Source organism: Streptomyces sp. SID13031, from assembly GCF_010548305.1.
In the GTDB taxonomy this organism is placed as follows: Bacteria; Actinomycetota; Actinomycetes; order Propionibacteriales; family Kribbellaceae; genus Kribbella.
In genome coordinates this window covers 136,151-152,372 of record NZ_JAAGLV010000006.1, presented here as the reverse complement: position 1 = coordinate 152,372, position 16,222 = coordinate 136,151, and the positions used below count along the sequence as shown (strand labels likewise).

General features: G+C 68.5%; 16 protein-coding genes and 1 pseudogene. 6 read left to right on the top strand and 11 right to left on the bottom strand.

The genetic code is table 11. The annotated features are described in order from the left end of the window. Window positions 1-3: 3 nt before the first annotated feature. The 8 genes from G3I17_RS14470 to G3I17_RS14435 are packed head-to-tail and all read right to left on the bottom strand — an operon-like array spanning window position 4 to window position 8,678. Window positions 4-873 carry an amidohydrolase family protein gene (locus G3I17_RS14470; RefSeq protein ID WP_203590190.1) on the bottom strand — a complete coding sequence of 290 codons (870 nt, stop codon included), beginning with the start codon at window positions 871-873 and terminating at the stop codon, window positions 4-6. After that, window positions 870-1,685 (bottom strand): aldolase/citrate lyase family protein, encoded by an 816-nt coding sequence (locus G3I17_RS14465; RefSeq protein WP_164596534.1) that lies wholly within the window; start codon window positions 1,683-1,685, stop codon window positions 870-872. The genes G3I17_RS14470 and G3I17_RS14465 overlap by 4 nt, the downstream gene beginning before the upstream one ends. Continuing rightward, the gene (locus G3I17_RS14460; protein ID WP_164596533.1) at window positions 1,682-2,407 is read right to left on the bottom strand and encodes an ABC transporter ATP-binding protein; all 726 of its coding nucleotides are present in this window, start codon (window positions 2,405-2,407) and stop codon (window positions 1,682-1,684) included. Before G3I17_RS14460 ends, G3I17_RS14465 begins: the two co-directional genes overlap by 4 nt. After that, window positions 2,404-4,233 (bottom strand): branched-chain amino acid ABC transporter ATP-binding protein/permease, encoded by a 1,830-nt coding sequence (locus G3I17_RS14455; RefSeq protein WP_164596532.1) that lies wholly within the window; start codon window positions 4,231-4,233, stop codon window positions 2,404-2,406. Before G3I17_RS14455 ends, G3I17_RS14460 begins: the two co-directional genes overlap by 4 nt. After that, window positions 4,230-5,114 carry a branched-chain amino acid ABC transporter permease gene (locus G3I17_RS14450; protein WP_164596531.1) on the bottom strand — a complete coding sequence of 295 codons (885 nt, stop codon included), beginning with the start codon at window positions 5,112-5,114 and terminating at the stop codon, window positions 4,230-4,232. The genes G3I17_RS14455 and G3I17_RS14450 overlap by 4 nt, the downstream gene beginning before the upstream one ends. Further along, a complete protein-coding gene (locus G3I17_RS14445; protein ID WP_164596530.1) occupies window positions 5,111-6,355 on the bottom strand; it encodes an amino acid ABC transporter substrate-binding protein in 1,245 nt (414 codons plus the stop codon). The genes G3I17_RS14450 and G3I17_RS14445 overlap by 4 nt, the downstream gene beginning before the upstream one ends. Then, on the bottom strand, window positions 6,352-7,581 hold the full coding sequence (locus G3I17_RS14440; protein WP_164596529.1) for a DUF5624 domain-containing protein: 1,230 nt from the start codon (window positions 7,579-7,581) through the stop codon (window positions 6,352-6,354). Before G3I17_RS14440 ends, G3I17_RS14445 begins: the two co-directional genes overlap by 4 nt. A 2-nt stretch (window positions 7,582-7,583) precedes the next feature. Continuing rightward, complete coding sequence (locus tag G3I17_RS14435; protein WP_164596528.1) at window positions 7,584-8,678, bottom strand: hypothetical protein; 1,095 nt, start codon at window positions 8,676-8,678, stop codon at window positions 7,584-7,586. Between the two features lie 84 nt (window positions 8,679-8,762). Here G3I17_RS14435 and G3I17_RS14430 point away from each other — a divergent pair, with 84 nt between their 5' ends. Continuing rightward, complete coding sequence (locus tag G3I17_RS14430; protein ID WP_164596527.1) at window positions 8,763-9,671, top strand: LysR family transcriptional regulator; 909 nt, start codon at window positions 8,763-8,765, stop codon at window positions 9,669-9,671. On the opposite strand, the gene G3I17_RS14425 is transcribed toward G3I17_RS14430, so the two are convergent. Then, window positions 9,658-10,440, bottom strand: coding sequence for an IclR family transcriptional regulator (locus tag G3I17_RS14425; RefSeq protein ID WP_164596526.1), 783 nt, complete (start codon window positions 10,438-10,440; stop codon window positions 9,658-9,660). The genes G3I17_RS14430 and G3I17_RS14425 overlap by 14 nt on opposite strands. Before the next feature lie 181 nt (window positions 10,441-10,621). On the opposite strand from G3I17_RS14425, the gene G3I17_RS14420 reads away from it, so the two are divergent. Then, window positions 10,622-11,779 carry a 4-hydroxybenzoate 3-monooxygenase gene (locus G3I17_RS14420; protein WP_164596525.1) on the top strand — a complete coding sequence of 386 codons (1,158 nt, stop codon included), beginning with the start codon at window positions 10,622-10,624 and terminating at the stop codon, window positions 11,777-11,779. Here the strand turns inward: G3I17_RS14420 and pcaD are convergent, their stop codons facing one another. After that, window positions 11,780-12,544 (bottom strand): 3-oxoadipate enol-lactonase, encoded by a 765-nt coding sequence (pcaD, locus tag G3I17_RS14415; protein ID WP_164596524.1) that lies wholly within the window; start codon window positions 12,542-12,544, stop codon window positions 11,780-11,782. A 9-nt stretch (window positions 12,545-12,553) separates the two neighbouring features. Further along, window positions 12,554-13,315: an IclR family transcriptional regulator gene (locus G3I17_RS14410; protein WP_164596523.1), complete on the bottom strand. Its 762-nt coding sequence runs from the start codon at window positions 13,313-13,315 to the stop codon at window positions 12,554-12,556. Between the two features lie 52 nt (window positions 13,316-13,367). Here G3I17_RS14410 and pcaH point away from each other — a divergent pair, with 52 nt between their 5' ends. From pcaH to pcaC, 4 genes and pseudogenes are all read left to right on the top strand, one after another. After that, window positions 13,368-14,054, top strand: coding sequence for a protocatechuate 3,4-dioxygenase subunit beta (gene pcaH / locus G3I17_RS14405; RefSeq protein ID WP_239062535.1), 687 nt, complete (start codon window positions 13,368-13,370; stop codon window positions 14,052-14,054). Further along, window positions 14,051-14,638 carry a protocatechuate 3,4-dioxygenase subunit alpha gene (pcaG, locus tag G3I17_RS14400; RefSeq protein ID WP_343238303.1) on the top strand — a complete coding sequence of 196 codons (588 nt, stop codon included), beginning with the start codon at window positions 14,051-14,053 and terminating at the stop codon, window positions 14,636-14,638. Before pcaH ends, pcaG begins: the two co-directional genes overlap by 4 nt. Then, window positions 14,622-15,878 carry a lyase family protein gene (locus G3I17_RS14395; RefSeq protein WP_164596521.1) on the top strand — a complete coding sequence of 419 codons (1,257 nt, stop codon included), beginning with the start codon at window positions 14,622-14,624 and terminating at the stop codon, window positions 15,876-15,878. The genes pcaG and G3I17_RS14395 overlap by 17 nt, the downstream gene beginning before the upstream one ends. Continuing rightward, window positions 15,844-16,218: pseudogene (gene pcaC, locus G3I17_RS14390) on the top strand (4-carboxymuconolactone decarboxylase); the annotation flags it as partial. The gene G3I17_RS14395 and the pseudogene pcaC, both read left to right, overlap by 35 nt. Between the last annotated feature and the right edge of the window lie 4 nt (window positions 16,219-16,222).

Genomic DNA, 16,222 nt, shown 5'->3' with positions numbered 1-16,222 from the left:
CCACTAGTGCCGGAAGAAGAGCTGGTCGGCTGAGTCGACCAGGATCTTCTTCCGGTCCTCGGCAGCGGGTGCCCACGCGGCGAGCAGGTTGAGTAGTTCGCCGGTGTCTCGTTGGCCGTCGGGTAGGTGTGGCCAGTCCGAACCCCACAGCAGGCGGTCCGGGCGGGTCTGCACCAGCGCGGCGCCGAGTTGCTGGACAGAACTCAACGGCTTGTCCTTGGCGATGCGGTAGGGGCCCGAGAGCTTGATCCAGCAGTTGCCGTTGTCCCCGAGGACCGCCAGCAACTTGTCAGCGTCGGCAGCGGTGAGCCCGTCGGATTCCTTCATGTAGCCCATGTGGTCGATCACGAAAGGCTCGTCGAAGTCGGACAGGAACGGCAGTAGATCCCGGACCACCCCGCCAGGTGTGTAGAACTGCAGATGCCAGCCCCGCGGTGCGGTCCGGAGAGCCATCCGGCGGACGTAGGCGATGATCTCCGCGGTCGGCAGCTCGGCCCGGGCGAACAGGTCGAGCCTGATCGCCCGCACCCCGAGTTCGTCGTACCGGTCCAGCTCCGCGTCGCTGACGTCCTCCTCGACCCGGACCACCGCCCGGCAACTTGACCCGCACCGGCGCAGTACGTCGAGGGTCAGGCTGTTGTCGGTGCCGTAGAAGGTCGGCTGGACCAGCACCATCCGGGAGATGCCGAGGAAGCCGGTCAGCGCGAGGTACTTCTCCAGCGTTGCGTCGGGAAAGGTGTAGAGCGGATTCGGGACGTGCGGATAGCCGGGTTCGAAGACGTGGAAGTGCGCGTCGCAGCTACCCGCCGGAAGCTCGAAATCGGGCTGGGTGTTGGACGATGCCGGGCGCATGGGCAGGGTCTCTAGAGTCATGACACCTCGCTGGTCGATCGGAGGACGGCGTCGGCTCGCGCCTGCACCGCGGAGTACAGGAGGTCGGTGTCCATCCCAGTGACGATCAATGGGCAGACGCCGAGTTGGGCGAGGGATGCGTAGAGGCTGGGGTCGGAGATCCCACCGAGCATGAAGAGCTTGCCGTGGTTGGCGCAGGCTTTGGCGACTCCGGCGACCGCCTCCCGGACCAGCGGATGGTCGTACTGACCCGGGATCCCCAACTCTGCCGTCAGGTCGTTGGCGCCGAGTGCCAGCAGATCGACGCCGTCGATCGCCGCGATCGCCTCCGCATTGCTGATGCCCAGCGGCGTCTCGAGCAGGATCTGTACCACCGTCGCCGCGTCGAGTGTCGAGTTGAGCACCGCCGCCGGTGTCGGCCGCATGCCGAGCGCGGGCACACTCGCGAGCTGGGATCGCTGCCCACGAGGTGGAAAGCGGCAGGCCCGTACCACCGTCAGCGCCTCCTCGACGGTTTCGATCCGGGGAGCCACGATGCCGAGGGCGCCGCCGTCCAGCAACCGGCCGATGGAGCCGTACTCGCGTTCCGGCGTCCGGACCAGCGGCATCACCCCGAGGTCGGCAGCTGCTGCGCACAGGCTCGCCGCGACGTCGAGTGACATCGTCGAGTGCTCCAGATCGACGAGGATCGCGTGGTGTCCGGTGGAGTGGGCGATCCTGGCGATGTCTGTACTACGGGATCCCCGGACCCCCAGCATGAGCGTCGTCCGGCCTTCTCGGAGCCGCCCGAGAAAGTCGTTGCCGGCGTTGGTCTGCTGCACGAATCTGTTCATGAGACTCCTGGTTGCGATGCGCCGAAGAACAGCGCGGCCATGTCGGGGCGGGCGAGGAGTTCGTCTGCCGGTTCGGACAGCAGCACGCGGCCGCGTTCCATCACCACGCCGTGGCTCGCGAGCTGGAGGCCGAACCGGACGTTCTGCTCGACCATCAGGACGGTCACCCCGAGGTCGTTCATCGTCCTGGTGCTCTCGAACACCACCTCGCAGGTCTTCGGATCAAGCCCCAAAGTCGGCTCGTCCAGCAGTACCACCGACGGTGTCGTGACCAGGGCCCGGGCGAACTCGACGATCCGGCGCTGCCCACCCGAGAGGTCGGCTGCCTTGTCCCCGGCTCGGGCGGCGATCACGGGGAACGCCTCGGCCAGTTCGCCGAGCCGCTTCCTCAGCCGGCGCCGGTCGCGGCGGATCAGGTAGCCGCCGAGCAACATGTTGTCGCGAACCGTGAGGTTGCCGAACAGACCGCCCTGCTGCGGCACCTGGGCGACTCCGGTGGCGAGCACCTCGGCGGGGGAGAGGTCGTGGACGGGTCTGCCATCCACCAGGATCGTTCCCTCGCGAGGTTTCAGCAGCCCGCTGAGTGCCCGCAGCAGGGTCGACTTGCCGGCGCCGTTCGGCCCGACCACACAGGTGATGGCGGCACGCTCGACGGTCAGGGTCACGCCTTGCAGGACGTCTCCACCGCCGTACCCGGCCCGGACGTTCTCGAACTCGATCATGATCCCGTACCGATCGTCGTCGGCTCGAGGACGAAGTCGTCGCCGAGATAGGCCTCCAGTACTGCCGGATCGGTGCTCACCGCGGCCGGTTCGCCGGACGCGATTACCTTGCCGTGGGCAAGTACCGTCGCCTGGTCGGCCAGGGAGAGAACGAAGTGCATGTCGTGCTCGACGATGACGAAGGTCCGCCCGGTCGCGTTCAGCGATTCGATGAGCGCCGCCAACCGCCGCAGCAAGGTCGGGTTGATCCCAGCCGCGGGTTCGTCGAGCAGGATGACGGCTGGGTCGAGCATCAGCATCTGTGCCAGCTCGACCAGCTTGCGCTGACCGTAGGAGAGGTCCGTCGCGTGCGCCTGCACGTACTCGCCCAGCCCGACGAACTCGAGCAACTCGGTGGCGCGGGCCGCCTCGGCACCCGAGACCGCCGAGTGCACCAGTCTGCGGAGCTTGAAGCTGGAGTTGACCGCGGCAACGTTCTCCAGCACGGTGAGGCTGTCGAAGAGCCGTGGCAACTGGTACGTCCGGCCGATCCCCGCGAAGGCGCGACCGGTCCGGTCCAGCTTCGCCAGCGACTTGCCGGCCAGGACGACATCGCCGCGAACGGGTGAATAGGTCCCGTCGATGACGTTGAACAAGGTGGTCTTTCCCGACCCGTTGGGCCCGATCAAGGCCGTGATCGACCCCGCGGGAACCACCAGCGACGCGCCGTCGAGAGCCTTGACCCCGCCGAACTGAACCGCGACGTCCTCGACTCTTAACATCTCCGTACTACCCACTGCCACCCGCTCGCTGACGGGCGCGACGGGCAAGGTCGTCTCGACCAGCCGGGCGCCGGTGAGGCTGCTCGTCTCCCCGCGCCGCCGTTGCTCGAGGAGCCGGCTGACCGACGGGATGATGCCTCTCGGAAGCGCCAGCGTGACGAGCAGCAGGAGCCCACCGAACATGATCAGGCGGAACGCTCCGGCGTCGACGCCACCGATCGAGGTGTTGGTGACCTCGGCGAGCGGCACGACGATGAACGCGCCCAGCACGGGACCCCAAACGGTCGCCCGGCCACCGAGCAGGACGGCCAGCACGACCTGCATGCTCAGCACGATGTCGAACATCGTGCTGACGGTCAGGAAGCTGACGTAGTACCCGTAGACGGCGCCGGCGACGCCGACCAGGACGGCGCTGGCCATGAAGGCCAGGCTCTTGTAGACGGGCGTGACGACGCCGATACCGGCGGCCTTGTCCTCGTCGTCGCGGATCGCGACCAGGCCGAGCCCGAGCTTGGAGCGCCGGATCGCGGCCGTCATCGCCACGCTGAGCAGCAACAGCGCGAGGAGGGCGTAGTAGAACGGCCAGTTGTGGAACCGGACGTCCCAGTCGGGCAACGGCATCAGCAGGCCCTGGCTCCCGCCGGTCAGCGAGGACCAGTTGCGGACGATCAGCCCGAGCAGTTCGAGCATCGCGTACGAGACGATGACGAACGCGACCCCTCTGGTACGCCGGGTCGCCCAGCCGAGCAGCAACGCGAGGAGCGCGGCCGCGACTCCGCCGAGGGGCGCGACGACGAAGGGGGAGACGCCCCACTGGCCGGCCAGGATGCCGGCGGTGTAGGCGCCGATACCGATGAACACGCTGTGCCCGAGACTCACATAGCCGGTGAACCCGGACATCACGTTCCAGCCGGAGCCGAGGATGCCGAGCAGGAAGGTCAGGATGAGCACGTTGTGGATGTAGGAGCTCGGCGTGAGGAACGGGATCGCGACGGCGACCAAGATGCCCAGCGCAACGAGTGACCGCTTCGGCAGCCGGCGGGGGACCCGCGTCCCGGCGGTCATGGCTGCACTCCGTCGGTCCGGATCCGGCCACCGAGCAGGCCCTGCGGACGGATCAGCAGGATCCCGATGATCAGCACGTACGGGACCGCCGTCGCCCAGCGGGTGTCGACGTACGAGGAGGTCAGTGCCTCACCCAGGCCGAGGATCGCGGCCCCGAGCGCGGCGCCGAGCAGACTGCCCAGACCGCCCAGGATGACCACGCAGAGGATCCGCCCGATCCAGACGTAGTGGGAGTCCGGGACGAACTGGTAGATCACCGAGAGGGCGGCGCCACCGAAACCCGTGGTGGCCGCGCCGATGGCGAACATCTGCGCCATCGTCCGCTCCACATCGACCCCGACCAGGGCGGCGCTGTCGCGGTTGGTCGAGCAGGCCCGGATCGCGCGGCCGAGAAACGTACCGCGCAGCATCGCGTACAGGGCGCCCAGGATGGCGAGTGCGCCGACGAAGGCGTACAGCTGGGCGCGCGGCACCACCAGGGAACCGAGCTCGAACGACGTGTTGAAGTAGCCAGGGGTCGCGGACCGAACTTCGGTTCCCCAGATCAGCGACATCACTCCACCCGCGGCGATGGCGACGCCGAACGAGGCCACCATCGCGAGTTCGTGATCGATCCGGTGCACCCGGGCGATCACGGTCCGGTACAGCAGCCAGCCGATGCCGTACATGACCGGGGTGATGACGATGCCGACGAGCAGCGGATCGATGCCGGTACGGTCCCACACCCACCAGGTGAGAAAGGCCGCCAGCACGATCATCGCTCCGTGCGCCAGGTTGATGATCCGCATCACGCCGAACACCAGACTGAAACCCGACGACATCAACGCGTACACGCCGCCCACCAGGAGGCCGAGGATGACTGTCTGCACGAGCAGGGTCACGAGCCACTCCAGCCGGGTTTGGCGAACAGGATGTCAGCCGACGTCGCGGCCGACTCGGGGCGGACGATCTTGAGCTGGCCGCCCTGGAACTGGCCGAGCAGCATGTCGCCCTGCGGCCGGCCGGTCGCGTCCCAGTTCAGCGGGCCGACGATCGTGTCGACGCTGTTCTGGTGCAGCCAGTCCGCGATCGCCGTCTGGTCCAGCTTGCCGACCGCCTTGACCGCGGCCGCCAGAACCTGACCGGCCGTATAGGAGTTGGCGGCGTCCTCGCTCGGAGCCGCCTTGAACTGCTTGGTGTAGCCGGCCACGAAGCCGGTGTTCGTCGGGTACTTCGCCTCCGGGCTCCAGGCCAGGTAGGTGAAGATCCCCTCGGTGTTGGCCGTCCCGATCGCCTTCGCGAACGAGGGGTCGGTCGGAGTGTTGAGCTGGTAGAACTGCTTGGGCGAGAAGTTGACCTTCTGGAACGAGCGGATCAGCGAGATGCCGTCACCGGCGATCGAGCCGTTGATCACCAGGTCGGGTTTGGCCTGCTTGATCGCGTTCGCGATCGTGTCGAAGTTCGAGGTGTCCGGAGCGTAGGTCTTGTCGTAGACGGTCTTCACTCCGAGCTTCCCGAGCCGCTCGCCGAACAGCTTGGCCGCCTGGGTGGTATTCGGGTCGTCCAGCTGGACCAGCGCCAGCGTCTTCGGGCGCTGGTCGGCCGGCAGGGCGGCGATCAGGTCGACGAACCGGTCGGGCAGCTTCTGGGTGGTGGCCGGCTGGGCGAAGAACAGGTACTTGAAGTCGCGCGCGAAGATCTCGTCGGCGCCGCCGGACGGCTGCACGTACGCGTACTTGTAGCGCTCGGCGACCGGTGCCACGGCGACGTTCAGGTCGGAGGAGAAGGTGCCCAGCAGCAGGTCCACCTTGTCCTGTGAGATCAGCCGGGTGTAGTCGGAGATGGCGGTCTGCTGGTCGAAGCTGTCGTCCAGCACCTTCAGTTCGACCTTGCGGCCGAGCAGGCCGCCCTGGGCGTTCAGCTCGTCCACCCAGTACTGGTATCCCTCCATCCCGGGCTTCGCGCGATCAGCGACCGGTCCGCTGAGCGGCAGGGACATACCGATGACGATCGGCTCGGTGCTGGTCGCCTGCTCGTCCGACTTCTCGGCGGACAGGCCGCAGGCGGAGACCAGGGCCAGCAGCGCGACGATCGCGGTACCGGCGGTGCCGCCTCTGTGCAGGCGGATTCTGGGACGTCTCATGATGCCTCTCCTTGGTAGCCCCGTGAATGGATGCGGTCGTGAGCGGACGAGGAGGCGCGGACCGGATACGGTTCGCCGTCCAGCCCCGGGACGAAGATCCTGGCCGGATCGTTGCCGTTGTCAACGAGTTGCTGGGCGGCGAAGTCGGTCACCGCGCCGGAGAGCAGTTGGCGGGGGTCCTCGAGGACCAGCCGGAGCCGCGCGGTGAGGGCGAACCAGTCGGCCGGACCATTGATGGCCGGCATCTCGCTCACCGTCTCGGTGCCGGGACGGACCGTCCGCCGGCTCGATCGCGACGGCTGGAACCGTGGGTAGCCGGCGAACATCTGCTCGCCCAGTTCGCAGGTCGCCCGGACTCCGGACCACAGCCGGCGGTAGGCCGGTTCCTGCGCGGAGACCGCGTCGAGGTTGGTGCCGTCGTACATCGGGAAGACCGGTGCGTGCGGGGCGATCAGCAGATTGCGCTCCGGCAACCGGCCGCGTGATGCCGCGTTGATCACCCCGGCGACGCTGTTGCTGTCCCTGGTCACGCCGGCCGTCGGGCGGCCCTGGCGGCCGGCGATGATCACCATCGTCTCCTCCCACGGCAGGCCGAGACCGTCGAACCAGTTGATCAGCCGGTGCCCGAGGTCCATCCCGAACAGGTAGAAGGTGGCGACCATGATCCGGTTGAGCGGCACCGGCAGGTCGTCCGACGGGCCGTCGAGGTAGTCGCGGCGGACGGCTTCGGCGGTCAGGTACGACTCGTCCCGCAGCGACCGCTCGAGGATCCGCTCGGTGACCACGCAGGCGTAGTCGATCATCGCGGCGATCTCGGGTTCGCGGCCGGCGAAGCTGTCGATCCGGACCAGGTCGCGCCACAGCTCGGCGGTGTTGGCCTCGCGCGTCTCCCGGGTCGCCGCCAGCAACTCTGCGCCGGCGGCCGGCCACGGGCCGCCAGGATCGAGTTCCTTGATCCTGGCCAGCGACGCCACGGCCGGGCCGAGGTGAGAGACGGCGGTCAGTTCCTTGAAACCTCGCGTCGAGAGCCGGAAGCCCTCGACCGCCGGTGGTGCACCGTGTCCGGGGTAGAGCGCGAGGTCGCTGCTGGTGGCAACGATCAGGGGTGCCGCGGCATGGGCCCGCTCGGCAGCCAGGGTGAGCTGGATCCCGACGCTCTGCGGGGCGCCGGTGTAGGCGCGGAACAGCCTGGCGAAGGCCGGCGACTCGTAGATGTCGAAAGCCATGGTCAGTCCTCCTCCGAGTCGGACAGCAGATAGACGACGGTCTCGGTCGCGAACCGAACCTCGGCACTCAGCGCGTTGGAGACGACGAACTCGATGCCGCCGTCCAGGCCGATCACCTCGGCGTCGGTGCCGCCCGACGTCGGGAACTGCGTCACGACGGCGAAGCTGCCGTCGCGCCACTCGTAGACCTGTGAGGTCAGCGACGGGCTCGGCTCGGCGGGTGTGCCGAGGATGAAGTTGATCCGGATCAGGTAGATCCGGCCGTCCTTCTCGACCACCCGGAGCTCGCGCGCGCCGAGGCCTTCGAGGTTGCCCACGGCAACGAACTGCGCGCCGTCCCAGCGCAGTACGGACGGGGGATGGCTGAGACCGGCGACGACGAGGTAGGTGGCACCGGCGGTGAAGTGGGCGAAGGCCCGGCCGGAGTTCTCGAGCAGGGATTGGTGCGCCACGTACTGCGAGCCGTTCCAGCGGTACAGGATGCTCTCGCCCGCGTGGTCGGCGTGGGCGAGGAAGTACTGGCCGTCCAGTTCGAACGAGTGCCAGTTGTAGGCCCATTGCGACGGCGTCTGCTGGAACTCGACGAACTTCGCGCCGTTCCACTCGAACACGATCGAGTCGCGGTTGCGGCCCTCGTACTGGGGGAGCGCGACTCCCTGCGCCAGACCGAGGAAGTGCCGGGCGCCGATCGACCAGTACTTCCACTGCTTGGCCGCGAACGTCGGGATCGACTGGAACAGTTCGAAGCCGACGCCGTCCCACTCGTAGATGAATGACTCGGTGGCGTACTCGTAAGGGCCGGAGCCGGTGCGGATACAGGCCACGGCGAGGAACGACCGGGTGCCGATGGTGAAGAACTCCGCGTCCTCTCCGCCGGGAGCGGGCAAGGTGGCGAAGGGGACGTAGCCGCCCTGCTGCCGTTGCAGGATGAGCAGCTCGGTGTCGCTGTCACCGGCGTTCATCCCGGCCGGCGTGCCAGGGACGTCGAGCGCCAGCTGGGGGATCGCGAGCAGTTGCCGGCCATCGATCGCAAAGGCCTCGACGGCGCGGGCGCCGGAGGTCGGGATGCGCTGGAGTTCGGTCAGTTTCGGGGCCATGTCTAAGAGAACTCGCCCTGTCCCTCGCCCAGCAAGGGGCGTAGGTTGACGCTTGAGGTCATGGAGCGTTAACAGAGGTGACGCATGCTGGATACATCGAAACTCCTGGTACTGCGTGCCGTGGCTGCGCACGGCTCGATCGCCGGGGCCGCCCGCGAGCTCGGTTACACCCGCTCGGCGGTGTCGCAGCAGATGTCGGCGCTGGAGCGATCGGCCGGGGTCTCGCTGCTGATCCGGGGCGGTAAGACCGTCACGCTGACGCCGCTGGGTCGCCGCCTGCTTGAGCACACCGAGCGGATCCTGGTCGAACTCCGGGCGGCGGAATCGGCCCTGCGTCAGTCGGAGGGAGTGGCCGGCCGGCTGAAGATCGGTGTCCCGTTCCGGGAGGGCCCGCCGATCATGAGTACGGCGCTGACGAAGGTCCGCCAGCGGTACCCGCGGCTGGAGGTCTCGTTGGTGGCGATCTCGGACCAGCAGGGCGCTGACGAGGTGAAGCGCGGCCGGCTCGACGTGGTGATCCTCTCGACCTTCGGCGCCACCGCGCCGCTTCCCGAGGCAGGTCTGCGGCAATGGATCCTCGGCTGCGACAGGTTGAGCCTCTGTACGCCGGTCGGGCACGAGCTGGCCGACCTGGAGAGCTGCCGGATCGAGCAACTGAGGGACGAGTCCTGGGTCGTCTACCAGAACCATCCCCTGAGCGCTGTCCTGCTGGGGTTGTGCCTCGGCGCCGGCTACCGCCCGCGGGTAGCGGCCACCGTCGGCGATGTCGCGACCGCCCTGGGACTGGTCGGCGTCGGCTGGGGCCTGACGATCGCTCCCGACCTGACGCCGGGCGCACCGGAGAACTCGATCAAGCGGATCACCCTCGACGGCGTGGACGCGAAACGCTACAGCGTGCTGGTCTGCCGCGACGGCGAACAGGAGATCCCGGAGATCGAGGCCGTCGTCACCGCGGTCCACACGGTCACGGCGCGGACCTTCACCGCGTTGTGACGGGATCGTCGGCGCCTTCGGCCAGCCGGCGTTCGATTCCTTCACAGGCGGTACGCAGCGGAGGTACGAGCTTGGAGGCGTCAGCCCGGACGGTGTGGATGACGATGCCGAGTGCGGCGGTGGCCGCGCCGCTCTCGTCGAGGATGGGGACCGCGACGGAGAAGGCGCCGAGCGTCATCTCCTCGCTGGTGGTGGCGTAGCCGCGCTTGCGGACCTGGTCCAGTTCGCGCAGCAGGCGACCGCGCTCGACGATGGTGTAGCGCGTCGGTCGCTCGAGCGGCCGCTCGCAGAAGGCCTGGACGAACTCGTCGCTCTGATGTGCCAGCAGCGCTTTGCCGACCCCGGTCGCGTGCATCGGCAGCCGGCCGCCCGTCCGGGAGATGATCGGGACCGAGCGGTGCCCGGTGAGCTTCTCGACATAGACCGCGTCGAAGCCGTCGCGGATCGCCAGGTGGATGTTCTGCCGGGTGACCTCGTACAGATCCTGCATGAAGGGCAGGGCGATCTCGCGCAGTCTGCCGGCCGGTGGGGCGAGCAGGCCGATCTCCCACAGGCGTAGTCCGATGTGGTAATTGCCGTGCGCGTCGCGGTCGAGTGCACGCCACGACTCCAGTTCCCGGATCAGGCGGTGCGCCGTCGCCAGCGGGAGCCCGGTCCGGCGGGAGATTTCGGACAGCGTCAGTTGCCGGTGCTCGACGTCGAACGCCCCGAGGACCGCGAGCGCGCGGGCCGTGACGGACTGGCCACTGTCGCGAGTGTTCCCAGCCATCAGTGCTCAGCTGCGTCGGGCAGGTCGATCACGAGCCCATCCTGCCCGACAGTCGGCGAACTGGACAGCACCACTCGAACGGCCGCTCGGATCGAGCGGCTTTCCACTCAGCGGAAGCAGATTCGCCCGGGCTGATCGCGGATCGGGGACTCTCGGCGAAAGCCTGAGAGGAGGCCACATCATGCGCACACAGGTGGCGATCATCGGTGCGGGTCCGGCCGGGTTGGTGCTGTCACACCTGCTGCATTTGCGCGGCATCGAGTCCGTCGTAGTGGAGAGACGCAGCCGGGAGTACGTCGAGAAGCGGGTCCGGGCCGGTGTGCTCGAGCAGGGCACCGTCGACCTGCTGCGGGCCACCGGCGTCAGCGCGGGACTCGACCGCGACGGCCTGCCGCACCACGGTATCGAGCTGCTCTTCGACGGGGTGTCGCACCGGATCCCGCTGACCGAGCTGAGCGGCGGCCGGTCGATCACCATCTACGGTCAGCAGCGGGTGGTCAGTGATCTGACCGAGGCACGGCTGGCGGCCGGCGGTCAGCTCTACTTCTCGGCCGACGACGTCGTGGTCGATCCCGCGGTGCCGCGGGTCACCTTCATGCACGAGGGGCAACGGGTCGAGCTCGACTGCGATTTCATCGCCGGCTGCGACGGCTTCCACGGCGTCTGCCGTGAGGTGTTGCCGTCGGCAACGTCTTACGAGCGCGAGTACCCGTTCGCCTGGCTGGGCATCCTTGCCGACGTCGCGCCGTCGAACGACGAGCTCGTCTATGCCAACACCGACCGCGGCTTCGCGCTGCTCAGTCTGCGCTCGCCGACCGTGAGCAGGCTGTACCTGCAGGTCGACCCGCTCGAGGATCTCGCCGCCTGGTCGGACGATCGGGTCTGGGACGAGCTGCACGTGCGGCTCGCGCACAGTGGCTGGTCGCTGAAGGAGGGACCGGTGCTGGAGAAGGCGATCACGCCGATGCGCAGCTTTGTCTGCGAGCCGATGCAACACGGCCGGCTCTTCCTGGCCGGCGATGCCGCGCACATCGTCCCGCCGACCGGCGCCAAGGGGCTGAACCTTGCCATCCACGACGTCCACGTGCTGGCCGAAGCCATGGGGGATTGGTACGACTCCGGTCGCAGTACCGGTCTCGACGCGTACTCGGCTACCTGCTTGCGGAGGGTGTGGCGGGTCCAGCACTTCTCCTGGTGGATGACCTCGATGCTGCACAGCTTCCCGGGCGAGGATCCGTTCCAGCAGCGGCTGCAGCGCTCGCAGTTGGAGTACGTCGTCAGCTCATCCGCCGCGGCCACGAAACTGGCGGAGAACTACGTCGGGCTGCCGTGGACCTGATCACGTCCCCTGCAGGTGGCGGAGGATCGCGGCGGTGACGAGGTCGGGCTGCTCGGCATTGGCGAGATGAGCAGCCTCCGGTACGACGAGCAGCGCCGCGGCGGGAATCGTCGACGCGATGCGGGCGAGGTGATCGGGCGGTGTCGCCAGGTCGCCCGCGCCCGCGATCGCCAGGGTCGGTGCGGTGATCCGCGCCAGGTCGGCGGTCAGGTCCATCGCCGCGATCGCCTCGCAGCACCCCGAATAGCCTTCTGAGGGTGTCGAGCCGATCATCTCGCGGGCGGCAGCGACCACCTCGGGATGCCTTTCCTGGAAGGGGTCCGTGTACCACCGGGCCACGACTGTCCCGGCCACGCTCGCCGTACCGGACCGCCGGACCTTGGCAGCGCGTTCGTGCCACATCGAGGCCGGACCGAGCAGGGCTGAGGTGCACAACACCGCGAGCCGATCGACCCGGTCAGGGTGCTGGGCGGCCAGGCGCATCCCGATCATGCCGCCGAGAGACAGCCCGACGTAGTGCACCTGCTCGAGCGCCAGCCGGTCGAGCAGCTCGACCACGTCGTCGGCGAGCCCGTCGATCGTGTACGGCCCCGGTGGTACCGGTGAACCGCCATGTCCGCGGGTGTCGAAGCGGACGACCCGGTACGACTGGGTCAGCGCCTCGATCTGCGGATCCCACATGCGCAACGTTGCGCCGAGCGAATTCGCCAGCACCACAACGGGTGCGTGCTCGGGTCCGGTAACTTCGCAGTGCAGTCTCGGCATGCGCACAGATTAGGACCGACGTCTGGTGCCTTTGAAACCCAGGGCGCGGGACACGGCTGACGCGGTCGTCGTCACCAGCGGTGTCAGGATTCGTGCGGACCCCGGTTCGGCCTTGGCGACGACGGACACGGCAGCGATGACTTCGCCGTACCGGTTCCTGATCGGCGCTGCCACGGCGATAGCGCCTGCCGTCACCTGGTGCTCGTCCACGGCGAGCCCCTGACGGCGTACTTCGGCGAGGAGCCCGCGCAGTGTCGCGGCATCGGTCACGGTTTGCGGCGTGTACGGGATCACCGGTTCGGCGAGGATCTTCTCGACGACCTCGGCCGGCGCGTGGGCGAGCAACACCCGGCCGCCGGCGGTGGCGATGCCGGTCAGCCGTCCACCGACCCGCGTGCGCGTCTTCACCGCGCGGCGGCCGGACAGCCGTTCCACGTAGACGACCTCGTCGCCATCGAGGACCGACAGCTGGACGTTCTCGTGGGTGGCCTCATAGAGGTCTTCGAGAAAGGGCAGCGCCGCCTCGCGCAACGGCAGACCACGCGGGGCCAACGAGGCGAGCTCCCACAGTCGCAGACCGATCCGGTACCGTGCGTCCGGCCCGCGCTCCAGCGCGCCCCAGGCGGCCAGTTCACCGACGAGGCGATGCGCCGTGCTGAGGGGGAGTGCGGTGCCGGCGGCGATCTCGGTCAAGGTCAGGGCGGGCCGCTGCTCGGTGAACGCGCTCAGAACGGAGAGCAGTTTGCTCGCTGCGGTGCCGGCGACTTCCATGTGACGGAAGTCTGCTCGCCGAGAGGGGTTGGTGCAAGCGAGCATGACGGCCATGACGAACCAGGCCTTGGATCCTCCGTACCTGTTCCCGGACCTTGCCAATTCGGTGCTCCGCGCCCCGGCCAAGGCACTGGTGATGCCGCCGCCCGGGTACGTCGAGTCGACCGGGCCGGTGTTCGGTTCAGGCGATGTCCGGGACAGCGACGCCGACCTGACCGTGCACGGAGTGGGCGAGCCGATCGGCGAGCGGCTGATCGTGCACGGCCGGGTCACCGACACGTTCGGCCGGCCGCTTTCGGGAACCCTGCTCGAGCTCTGGCAGGCCAACGCATCCGGGCGGTATGTGCACAAGCTCGATCGGCATCCGGCTCCACTGGATCCGAACTTCACCGGTGCCGGCCGGTGCCTGACCGATGCTGATGGCAACTATCAGTTCGTCACGATCAAGCCGGGCCCGTACCCCTGGCGCAACCACGACAACGCCTGGCGTCCGGCCCACCTGCACTTCTCCCTGTTCGGCCAGGCCTTCACGCAGCGGCTGGTGACGCAGATGTACTTCCCCGGCGACCCGTTGTTCTTCCAGGATCCGATCTTCAACTCGATTCGGGACGAGCGGGCCCGCAAGCGACTGATCGCGTCCTACGACCACAGCGCGACCTCACCGGAGTGGGCCACCGGCTACCGCTTCGACATCGTGCTCGACGGCGCCGCAGCCACCCCGTTCGAGGAGCGGTCGTGAGCATCGTCTACCCGGTCACGGACGTGACGGCGTCGCCTGGCCCGACGCCGTGGCAGACCGTCGGGCCCTTCTTCCACCTCGCGTTGCCGTACTCCGCCGGGTCGGAGGTCGCGGGAACGTCCGTGCCGGGGCGGATCCGGCTGGCCGGGACCGTGTACGACGGGTCCGGTGAGCCCGCCCTCGACGCGCTGGTCGAGATCTGGCAGCCAGACCAGGCCGGAACGTTCGTGACGACGCAGGGAATCTACGAAAAGCCCGACGGCTTTCGCGGTTTCGGGCGCTCGGCGACGGACAGCGGCGAGTACGAGTTCTTCACCGTGAAGCCAGGGCCGGTGCCGACGATCGACGGCCGTTGCCAGGCGCCGCATATCGCGATGTCGGTCTTCGCCCGGGGTCTGCTGCGCCGGGTCGTCACCCGGATCTACTTCCCTGAAGACTCGCTGGACATGGATCCCCTGCTCGATTCGTTGCCGCAGGCCCGCCGGTCGTCACTCGTAGCCACGCCGGCGCCGGACGGCTACCGTTTCGACGTGTACCTGCAGGGCGACCAGGAGACGGTGTTCCTCGATGTCGGCGGCCGGTGAGGCCCCGCTGGTGGGTGGAGATTTCGGGTTGCTGAGCCCGGTCTGGGCTGGAAGCCGGGCTGAGGCGATGACGAGCGATGCGGCTCTGGTCGATGCCTTGGTGCTCGGCGAGGCGGCGCTGATCTGTGCGCTGGCGCAGGCAGGGATCGCGCCCGCGTCGACCGAGGCGCTGGCGGCGCACCTCGGGCAGGTCCCGATCGACCCTCGCCGGCTGGCGGTCGAAGCCGTTGCCGGGGGCAACCCGGTGATCCCGCTGGTACAGCACTTGCGGGAGTCGGCCACGGCCGCGTTCGGCCACGAGACGGCGAACTGGATCCACCACGGTGCGACCAGCCAGGACATTCTCGACACCGCGATGATGCTGCTCGCGACGGACGTACTCGCGGTGGTCGCCGAGGATCTGGGCGCGGCCGCCGACCGGCTGGCAGAGCTTGCCGTCCGCTATCGCGGCGTCCCGATCGTTGCCCGGACCCTTGGCCAGCAGGCGTTGCCGACGACGCTCGGTCTGCGGGTGGCCGGTTGGCTGACTGGTACGAGAGACGCTCTTCACTCGATCCATGCACTTCAGCCCCTGCCGGCCTCGCTCGCGGGACCGGTCGGGACCGCGCATGTCTACGGCGCGGACGGTCCCGCAGTACTGGACGCCTTCGCGGGCCGGCTCAGCCTGTCCGCGCCGACGCTTTCCTGGCACACCCGGCGTGGGGCGGTGCTCGGCCTGGCCAATGCTCTGGTGATGGTCGGCGCCGCGGGCGGCAAGGTCGCGGCAGACGTTCTCGTGATGAGCCAGACGGAGATCGGCGAGGTCCGCGAGTCGAGCGGTGGTGCGTCGTCGTCGATGGCGCACAAGTCGAACCCGGTCCGATCCCTCCTGATCGCCTCGGCGGCTCGCCAACTCCCCGCCCTTGCCGCGGTCATCGGTACGTCCGCTGTCGCGGAGCAGGAGCGCCCGGCCGGGGCCTGGCATGCCGAGTGGCAGCCGCTCCGCACGATGCTGCGCCTGGCAGGTGGTGTGGCCGCCCTGACCCGCGACCTGGTCGACGGGCTGGTCTTCGACGAGGACGCCCTCGCCCGCAACCTCGAGTTGCTCCGCTCCGCGTTGGGTGAGGACGAGACTTGGACGGACGCTCACCTCCGCGCGGCGGACGTGTGGGTCGACCGCGCACTCGAGGCCGACCAAGGAAAGGTGGACGACCATGACCTGGACGGATCCCTACGACGAGGGCCTGCGGATCCGCCGTGAAGTCCTCGGTGACGACCATGTCGATCGCGCGGAGTCCGCACGGACCCCGCTGAACGACGACTTCCAGGACTTCATCACCCGGTACGCCTGGGGCTCGGTCTGGCAGCGCGACGGGCTCGACCGGCGGACCAGGTCAGTGGTCACGGTGACGGCTCTGGTCGCCGGACACCACTGGAGCGAGCTGGAGTTCCACCTTCAGGCAGCGGTCCGCAACGGGCTCAGCCGCGAGGAGATCGCCGAGATACTGCTCCAGTGCGCGGTGTACTGCGGCGTACCGGCCGCGAACTCGGCCTTCGCGATCGCCACCCGCGCGCTCGGGCCTCAGGACGGGCCATCGTGAACGT